Raw genomic sequence first — 9,189 nt, 5'->3', positions numbered from 1 at the left:
GATATTGTTATTACGATCGATCGATATCAAACTTTCATCGCTTTTTCAGTCCATTCCATAATCAGACTCCCTCTCGGTCCACCAATAAATAGTCCATCCTTCACACAAAACCTATATAAAATCGCATAGTTACAAGCAGTTCAAATCGCGCTCCCCGAACAACAAGCAAAATCCGCCAATATGCGCGCAGCAATGGTCTATTTGCAATATTTATATGTTTAGGTGCGGCTAGCCATATAAATTATATGTTTTGGGGTGATGCTCTCCTACCAGTGCGCGACGCGCGATCAATAATTCACCAAAATGGGGTAATTAATTCCTAGCACAAAGTATAAAAACAATAATCTATGTATTTAATATTGCTTTATCGGTAAAATATTCCAAACATAAACATCCTTCCGCCTACTGTCGCGGCAACATGATTGCCGTGGTAATTGTCGGGTGTCGGCGCAATCTGCTTTCGCGACCTGTTCTCCACGAAAAAGCCCAAAAACTTTTCAACAGAACCCACTCAAACTAGTAAGGGCCCGCTCAGACAACACCATTGGTTTTCAACCAACTGATAACTGCGTCTGCGTTCTCTTCGGGTGGATGCACGGGATAAAAGACATGCCTGATGACACCCGCTTGGATGATCATCGTTAGCCTGCGTAACAGGGTCAGACCGCTTGCTTGAAACATCGGCAAGCCAAGGGCCGATGCCAGACGGAGCGAATGATCCGAAAGAAGTGGGAACGGAAGGTGAAGCCGTTCCGCAGCCTCGCGCTGATATTCCGTGGTCTGGGTCGAGAGGCCAAACAGACGGCTTACGCCTAGCTCCTTCAATTCGGCGAAATGATCGCGAAACGCGCAGGATTGCGGTGTACACCCCCTCGCGCCCGGAATTGCATCCCAACCGTCAAGTGCGTCACCTCCGGGCGGGCTTGTCCGAGGATATGCGTATACGACAGATAGGCCCGGACCACAAAGGTCCACTGTGGTCGCGTCTGTCGCCTGCAAAGCAATGCGTGGCACTTCCATTCCAAACAGATGCTTAACTGCACCATCGTCTTGGGGAACCAATTCAATCCAATCGTTCCCGAAGTCGTCCCGAGCACCATCGCCCCGATCGATCGCGTGTTCCGTCACCTCCGACATTGCAGTCATCCCGTTGCAACTGTTGGTGAGAATACGGCGACAAGACCTTCTGTCAATGACCGCTAGTGGCGCCAAGCGGAAGACCGAAATCGTCAGCGTGTCGACTGGAAGAGAATTAAATCGAGAAAATCTCAATCGGCTTGAAAAGTCATATGACACCGACTTTCAACTTTATAAGCTTGCTGCAAGCTCGCCAACGAAGGCAATGGTCAAACAATAGGCCTCGAGCGTTCCCATCTAGATTGGCACTCCCACTCCCGTTTCGGACTTTCCTGCCGTCGCATCACCTGACTCAAATTCAGCGATGAGCCGTTATGATCTGACCGACTTTGAATGACGCATGATTTCGCCACTCCTACCACACAAGCGGCGAGGCGTGCCTTGCGTCGATGTCCGACGGGTGCTCAACGGCATCTTCTGAGTTCTACGATCAGGTGCCACATGCCGTGATTTTCCAGAAAGATATGGTCCGTACACGACGTGCCATAATCGATTCAGGCGTTGGACGATTGTTGGAATCTGGGACAGGCTGATGGACTCATTCGCGTGCCCTTCTGATCACGGCCTCACGACGATCGATGGCACCTCGGCTCGTGTGCATCATTTAGCGGAATGCTCAAGGCTGACCATCAAGATCGTGGCACTTGGTCGAACATCTCCCTGAATTCCGGATCGGCAAAATAGGCAAGCTTTTCAGCAAATATTGGCCGCTGTCCGGCAAGGAACAGCAGTTGTCCGTTCGCAGGCAGATTGCGTACCTCATCAGGGGTGAGTAACGGCCGGCCGGTATGCTGCTGGCTGTAGGATATGCCGGTCTTATCGGAATCGAGCGCTCTCGCCATCGTCTGGAACACGACCGTTTCCTGTCCAAGCAAATCAGAGATGAGGCGGGCGCTGTCATGATCGTTGACGCCGAAGACCTGCAGCACGCCGGCATTTGACAGGAAGGTTCCGGCGCGGTGACCGTATGTGGCACGCAGCTGATGGATGTCCTGGAGGATGGGCCAAAGCTGGACACCATAACCCGCCATCAGACCCATCGCGCGTTCGACCGGTGCCAGATGCCCAAGGGATGCAAACTCATCGAGCAGATAAAGAACGGGTGTCGCCGGCTTTGTCGGATCACGGGCCATTTCGAGCAGGCTTTGCGAGACAAGCAGGCGCAGCCAGCGCGAATAGGTCGAGAGGCGATCAGGCGGAAGAACGAGGAACACCGTCATGTTATTGCGCCTGAGATCAGCGAACCGGAAATCAGAGCGGCTGAGGACGGCCGTCATGCGTGGTGAATCGAGAAAATGCGTATGGCGGTGAGCCGCGGACAGCACGCCTGCGGCTTCGCGGTCGGATTTTCCGAGGTGTCGGTTTGCGGCGCGCGCGACAAGTCCGCCTGCCGCATCGCTCTCCTGCATCCGTTTCAGCAGCGCTGCAAACTGTTCTGGCGCAAGGGTAAGATACTCGCGAAGTGTCGCAAGGTGCCGGCATCGGAAAGGCTCCGTCGAAACGATCTCGAGCAGCAATCCGGCAATCAGCGCTTTTGCCTCCTCGCTCCAATGCGCCTCCCCTGCCATTCCCGGTTCGTCGAACACGAGAGCATCGGCAAGGGCACTGGCATCTTCCGCAACATCGAGGCTGTGGGGATCAAGCATGGCCAGCGGATTGAAGGCTGCCGAGGGTCTGCCGGTGATCCCGAAAGGATCGAGCACATGAACGGGGCCGATTTTTTGACGAGCACGGCCGGTGATTCTTGCATTCTCACCTTTCGGATCGACACAGATCACGGAACGGTCGGCAGTCAGCAGGTTCGGGATGATCGTGCCCACACCCTTGCCGGTACGCGTCGGCGCCATGGTGAGGAGATGGGCCGGACCATCATACCGCAGGGGCCTCGCCGTTTTCGTATCACGACCGATCAGGAGGCCGGAGCCGGATGCGGTGAGAGCGGCTATCTCCTTGTCTGTCGCAAAGCGGGCGGAGCCATGGGTATCATTGTCACTGTCCCCGAAATGCAAAATCAGTGGAGCGGTGATGAACCGGAAGGTGATAGCGGCAAGCGCCAGCAAGGTGAGGAAATCGGGGATGATGTAGACAGGCGAGCCGTGACCGAAACCCGTTTGCTCAAGGAAATGACGGCCACCCATGCCGATCACGAACGTGACGATGATGAGGATGAACATAAATCCGAGAAGCGGTTTCCAGATTCGGAAGGGCATGGCAATCAAAGCTAGAAATGCCCAAAGCGGATCCTGCGCGGCAGCGCGCATCATGTTCTTGAATGCGGCCCAAGCAAGTCGTATTCGGGTCATAGAGCACCCTGCCCGCTGTCGCCACCCTCTCTCTTGTCCGTCAGTCCTTGTCCGATCAGATCGGCAAACAGCGCCTTGTCATTGTCGCGTGTCAGGAACCCTGGCAGTTCACGACGCAGCCATTCACCGAGTTGTTTGCTGAACTCCTGATCATTCGAGGGATCCAGGTGATGCAGAACGAGCGAGCCGATCAGGACCTTGCGACGCATGTCATTGTTGCGTTCGGTTTTTGAAAGCCGGGCCTTCAGCGCGGAACGCTGCGCCTCCAGTTCAGCCAGGCGCTGTTCGATGGTTTTCCTTGCCACGATTGTTCCTTTCGATTGGGTCGCACCGGAACTGCCGCTGTTGACCACGGCTTTGCTCCTGGAAGACAGACCAGTTTCTATGAGGAGATCGACATAGCGATTGAGAGGAGGTTAGCCCCTGTGGTTGATCACGCTGCGATCAGTCGCTGGAACTTGCCGCTTGTCCCGCGGCCTGTTTGAGCTTCTCGATGTGCTCGCTGCAGAGCGTCTCAACCAGCTTGTGAAGTTCCGCCGTCCGCTCCTGAAGCCATGTGAGCGCCTCTTCGGAAACCTCGAAACGCTTCGAATAGCGTGCCTTGACGTAGGCCTCATTCAGGATGTTGTACCACGTGGTAAATCGCTGACGGTCGCGCGGCCAGATGTCGATCAAACGGTGATCACGCCCCTCGGAAAGTCCACGCAGGAATTTGAGATTGTGCGACGCGGGCGAGTAATTTGTCAGTGTCAGGAGGTAGCAGTTGTAAGCGGTCTCCACTGCCTGATGGAGTTCGAAAACAGCATGCTTTATCCGCTTGTCTCTCAGATACAACGACGTATCGAGAAACGAGCGAGCGGCAGCCATTTCTTCGTGAAAATGCTCTTCGGCTACTCTAAGCGCGTCTGCCGGTCTAAGCGGTTTCGGTTCAGCCAGCGGCCTATCGTCGAACTCATAGAGGACGATGCCTTCACGGGCGAGATCAACAAAGAATGGCTGGCCGTCATTTAGGAAATTACTGATCTCGCGAGCGCCGTGCATGATGAGGCCAACAGGTGTCTCGATCTCCTTGTCCCACATCAGCCGGTCGGTCGCCTTGTCCCAGTATTTGGGATCGGCCAGTTCCTTGTTGCTAACGATGACGAGAATATCGAAATCCGAGCGATAACCTTTCGACGTATGCGGTTCATCAACCCAGTTGCCGCGCGCGTAAGAACCGAACAGGATGATTTTGAAGATCCGTCCATCCTTCTTGGCGTCAGACTTAGAGCGCTCCACCAGATCAGCAAACTCTTCCTGGATAATCCCGACGACGCGCGCAAGCTCGCGTTGCTTTCGTTCTGGCAAATGTTCAAGGCTGGTCTTCATGTCTGCTCCGCTTATCGACGGTGTCCTGTATGGGCCATTCCAGAGGCCTTTGAAACTCCGATTTTTGGACGCCTCCAAACGAATGCCTGTCTTCCTGGGCGATGCACGTTCGATCTTGAGGCAACCGGCACTGATTTGTGCAAATGGTATTGGAATACCCTCATTCCTCAATAGCGAACATTCAATGGTACTTTATCCTAGGTTGTATATCGCTTCCCGGCTTTTCCCAATCGCAGGCGCTCCGTGCGCCATACGGTCGCCGACAGAGTGGAGCATTGAGGTTACGAAGGACCGTTAACGACGCACCCTGTCCAACCGTTGCAGCCAGATGCCCGCCTGCCCTGCCGCCCACTTCGACACAATTTGGAAAACGCAGTCACATCAAGAAAGGCTCGGTAATCGAGGCGGTCATCATCATCCAGACAGGAGTGCGGGCCGCCCCATACTTGGAAACGGCCCGCTAGATGGATGACCAAGGGCAAGGCAATTGCAAGCGCTGCATGAGTCTTGACGGCATCACCTTTAAAGATCGCCATTACGCGAAACGCAGAGCAAATGCCTACAGCGGGCCCGTACTCCAGGTACATCAGATTATTCGGACAATTCGCTCTCTAGTGCGCTACCTGTTTGCTTACCGCTGCCACCACCTATTCAAACGCTCAAGATTATCGCTGCGTCACGCTGAGGCTTCTCGGCCGTATGTCGGATTGTAAACTCCTCCATTTGCCAAAAGAGCCCAAATGATGCGCGCTATACGATTTGCCACCGCGATAGCGGCGACTTTGTACGGCCGTCTCGCGCGCAATCGAGCGGCCCAACGACCGATTGGAGTTTTGCTATCTCGCATCATGATTACTGTGCCCCCGAGATAAAGCATCGCTCGGAGTTCGCTATTCCCCATTTTGGTAATGCGCCTCAGAACCGAACGACCTCCGCTTGAATACGTGCGAGGAGTAAGACCCAGCCATGAAGAGAAATGGCGGCCAGACGGAAACCGATGGATATCAGAAATTGTCGCAATAACGCACATTGCAGTTTTCGGGCCAACACCAGGTATCGTCAGAAGCCTACACGCGTTCTCATCGTGTTTGACACGTCGGTCAATCTCTTTGTCTAGTTTCGTGACCAAATCATTCAATAGATGTATCTGGTCGCAAATGTCAGTGAGAGCCTGTTTCAGAACTGTAGGCAGAGCGGTATCTGCTGCACTTTCCATCAGTTTGACCAATTTAGAATAATTTTGAATGCCCTTTGCCGCTACCAGGCCGGCCTCCGCTAGGTGCCCCCGCAGCGCGTTTACCAGTTGAGTCCGTTGTGAAACAAAAAGGCTGCGAGTTCGAAAAATCGTCACCGCTGCTTGTTGGTTCAAGGTTTTGACCGGGACGAAGCGCATTGTCTTTTGCGTAAGCGCAACATTGATCGCCTCCGCATCGTTGGCGTCGGTTTTTCCCCGTTTCACGAACGGCTTCACGTAACTGGTATGGATCAACCGCACGTCATGCCCAAATTCTAGTAACTGCCGTGCCCAGTAATAACTCGTAGCGCAGGACTCAATTCCGACTAGGCATGGTTTGAGCTTGCTGAAAAACTCCAGAACGTTCTCACGTTTGATCTGCGTGTTGAAAAGAGTTTCTCCGCTCGCATCTGCTCCATGCGCCTGGAAAACCTGCTTGGCTATATCGAGCCCTACCGTCGCCACGTCCTGCATCGGCCACTCCCTTGAAACCTTGGGGATCAATGCCACGATATCATCGCTCGATTACAGATTGATGATGTGACGCGCATATCGCCGTCTTCGGTGTTCGTTCAGGCCTCGGAGAGCCCGCTGATCACAGTCTCGATGTCCGCTGACATCGACCTGACTGAATGCCCCATTTTTCAGCGGGGGAATTCACCTCTTCAAACTGAGGCGTTTGGCGCCTATTCAAAAACGCGAGATTGTCTATATTCGACTACTACTTTTAGTAGTCGAAATCGCCGTTCGTTGTTGCTAGCCTCGCCACCGGTAAACAGACAAGGGCGCACTTACGACTTGCCGCGCATCAGAGCGCTGAATTTCCCCGTTTGCGGATCGGAGATTTCGGTTGGCGATTTATCATCTCAGCACCAAGCCTGTCTCACGCTCATCCGGTCGCAGTGCCGTCGCATCCGCCGCCTATCGTTGTGCGGTCCTTCTTACCAATCACCGCGATGGCCTCGTGCATGATTTTACCCGCAAAGACGGCGTGGAGCATAAGGAGATTGTGCTGCCGGAGGGTCTTTCTGCCGATTGGGCTTTGGATCGTTCGGCTTTGTGGAACGCTGCCGAGTTTGCAGAAAAGCGAAAAGACGCCCGCGTCGCCCGCGAATTCGAAATCGCGCTTCCGCATGAGCTGTCGCCAGAAGGGCGGCTGAAGGCTGCACGCGCCTTTGCCCAGGATCTGGCAAACCGCTATGGCGCGGCCGTGGATTTTGCCATCCATTCGCCAAGCGAGCATGGCGATATCAGGAACTACCATGCGCATGTATTGATGACGACGCGGCAGGTTGGCAGAACCGGCCTTGGCGAGAAAACGTATCTCGAGCAGAAGAACGCACGGCTGCTGGCACATGGCATGGCGACGACCGACATGCAGCTGCGCGATATCCGGCAGGCATGGGAAGGCATCGCCAACCGTCAGCTTCAGCGCGAAGGCCTGGATGTTCGCATCGATCATCGCTCGCATGTAGAGCGTGGTCTTGAGTTGTCGCCGACGGAACATATGGGCGTGCATGCCTCGCAGATGCAACAGCAGGGCATGGCGGTCGAGCGTGGTCGACTGGATGACGAGGCAGCACGACAAAATGCCGAACTGATCCGCCAAAAACCGGAACAGGTTTTGTTGCTGATCAGCAATGAAAAGAGCGTGTTCGATCGACACGACATTGCCATGACCCTGCATCGCTATATCAACGATGACGCCCAAATGTTCCGGAACGCCTTTGCCGCTGTGATGGCGTCGCCAACGCTTGTCGAACTCCAGGCTGAGCACATCGATCCTGAGACGGGCGACGTCTCCAATGCGCGCTATTCGACGCGGGACATGATAAATCTGGAACTCGCAATTGCGCGATCGGCGGAGCGGCTGCATCAGGCGCAGTCCAACGGTGTCGATCCTCGCCATGTCGAGCGCGCCATGGAAAGGCAGGATTACGCTCTTCGCAAAAGCGCTGGCGGAATGGTGGCTGCGAGCGATCCGTCTGCGGGATTGTCGGCCGAACAGCGTCATGCAATCGAACATGTTACGGGCCCTGAAGGCATCGCCGCTGTGGTCGGGTTTGCCGGTGCCGGAAAGTCCACCATGCTGGCAGCCGCTCGCGAGGCGTGGGAGGCTCAAGGCTATCGGGTCCATGGTGCGGCGTTAGCCGGAAAGGCAGCCGAGGGTCTTGAGGAAAGTTCCGGTATAGAGAGCCGCACTCTGGCGTCATGGTCATACAGCTGGGACCATGGTCGGGATCTGATCGGCAGCAGCGACGTGTTCGTCATCGACGAGGCCGGCATGGTAGGAAGCCGTCAGCTTGCCCGCTTCATCGGCGAGGCGGAAGAGCGCGGCGCAAAGATCGTGCTTGTCGGTGACCATGAGCAACTGCAGGCAATCGGCGCCGGTGCTCCCTTCAGGGCGATTGCCGAACAGATCGGCCATGTCGAGCTTTCCGGCATTCGCCGCCAGCGTCATGATTGGCAGAGGCAAGCATCGGTTGCCTTTGCGACCCACAAAACGGCCGACGGCCTTGCCGCCTACCGCGAGCACGGCGATATCCACTTTGCAGAAAGCCGCGACAAAGCGATGGTGCAGATCGTGCGTGATTATGTTGCCGATAGTGAGCGGCGTGCCGATGGCAGCCGGGTTGCCATGGCGCATCGCCGCGCCGATGTGCGCGCGCTCAATGCCGCCATCCGCTCGGAGCTTCAAACCCGACAAAGGCTGGGGAACCGTGACGAGCTGAGCGTCGGTGCAGAGCAAGCGGATGGTGAGGACCGAGGGAAAAGTGAGGCAGTTGGAGAACTCACCTTCCAGACCAGTAACGGCAAACGCGCCTTCGCTCCCGGTGACCGGATAATCTTCCTCGAAAACAACCGCGACCTCGGCGTCAAAAACGGCATGCTTGGCACGGTCGAGCATGTCGAGCCGAATAAGATCCTTGCCCGGCTCGATGGCCGAGGCGGCGACAGTGTCAGCATTGCCACGGACAGCTACCAGGCGATCGACCACGGTTATGCGACGACGATCCATAAAAACCAGGGCGCCACGGTCGATCGCGCTTTCGTGCTGGCGTCCGGCACCATGGACCGGCATCTTGCCTATGTCGCCATGACAAGGCATCGCGACAGCGTGCAGCTCTATGCAGACATCACGGAGTT

Annotated in this window: 6 protein-coding genes and 1 pseudogene; 2 read left to right on the top strand and 5 right to left on the bottom strand. The window is 55.5% G+C overall.

Features of this window, described 5'->3' with window-relative positions; translation table 11 throughout:
- Nucleotides 1-531: 531 nt before the first annotated feature.
- Nucleotides 532-1,020 (bottom strand): peroxiredoxin, encoded by a 489-nt coding sequence (locus tag FHW77_RS26485; protein WP_286086178.1) that lies wholly within the window; start codon nucleotides 1,018-1,020, stop codon nucleotides 532-534.
- 457 nt (nucleotides 1,021-1,477) lie between these two features.
- Between FHW77_RS26485 and FHW77_RS27085 the strand changes: the two are divergent.
- Nucleotides 1,478-1,792, top strand: a pseudogene (locus FHW77_RS27085) (transposase); the annotation flags it as partial.
- Here the strand turns inward: FHW77_RS27085 and FHW77_RS26475 are convergent.
- The 4 genes from FHW77_RS26475 to FHW77_RS26460 form a co-directional block, all read right to left on the bottom strand.
- Nucleotides 1,767-3,440 (bottom strand): type IV secretory system conjugative DNA transfer family protein, encoded by a 1,674-nt coding sequence (locus FHW77_RS26475; RefSeq protein ID WP_182591102.1) that lies wholly within the window; start codon nucleotides 3,438-3,440, stop codon nucleotides 1,767-1,769. The pseudogene FHW77_RS27085 and the gene FHW77_RS26475 overlap by 26 nt on opposite strands.
- Entirely contained in the window at nucleotides 3,437-3,745 is a 309-nt protein-coding gene (locus FHW77_RS26470) for a mobilization protein (protein WP_182591101.1), read from the bottom strand. Before FHW77_RS26470 ends, FHW77_RS26475 begins: the two co-directional genes overlap by 4 nt.
- Nucleotides 3,746-3,884: 139 nt before the next feature.
- Nucleotides 3,885-4,808, bottom strand: a complete 924-nt coding sequence (locus FHW77_RS26465) for a nucleotidyltransferase and HEPN domain-containing protein (RefSeq protein WP_044459997.1) — start codon at nucleotides 4,806-4,808, stop codon at nucleotides 3,885-3,887.
- Nucleotides 4,809-5,484: 676 nt separating this feature from the next.
- The gene (locus tag FHW77_RS26460) at nucleotides 5,485-6,516 is read right to left on the bottom strand and encodes an IS110 family RNA-guided transposase (protein WP_182591100.1); all 1,032 of its coding nucleotides are present in this window, start codon (nucleotides 6,514-6,516) and stop codon (nucleotides 5,485-5,487) included.
- 376 nt (nucleotides 6,517-6,892) lie between these two features.
- On the opposite strand from FHW77_RS26460, the gene traA reads away from it, so the two are divergent.
- A partial coding sequence (traA, locus tag FHW77_RS26455; protein ID WP_182591099.1) for a Ti-type conjugative transfer relaxase TraA occupies nucleotides 6,893-9,189 on the top strand: 2,297 nt, incomplete at its 3' end.

Source organism: Agrobacterium sp. RC10-4-1, assembly GCF_014138475.1.
Taxonomy (GTDB): domain Bacteria; phylum Pseudomonadota; class Alphaproteobacteria; order Rhizobiales; family Rhizobiaceae; genus Agrobacterium; species Agrobacterium pusense.
Note: the sequence above shows the minus strand (reverse complement) of the source record. Positions and strands in the feature narration are given on the sequence as shown.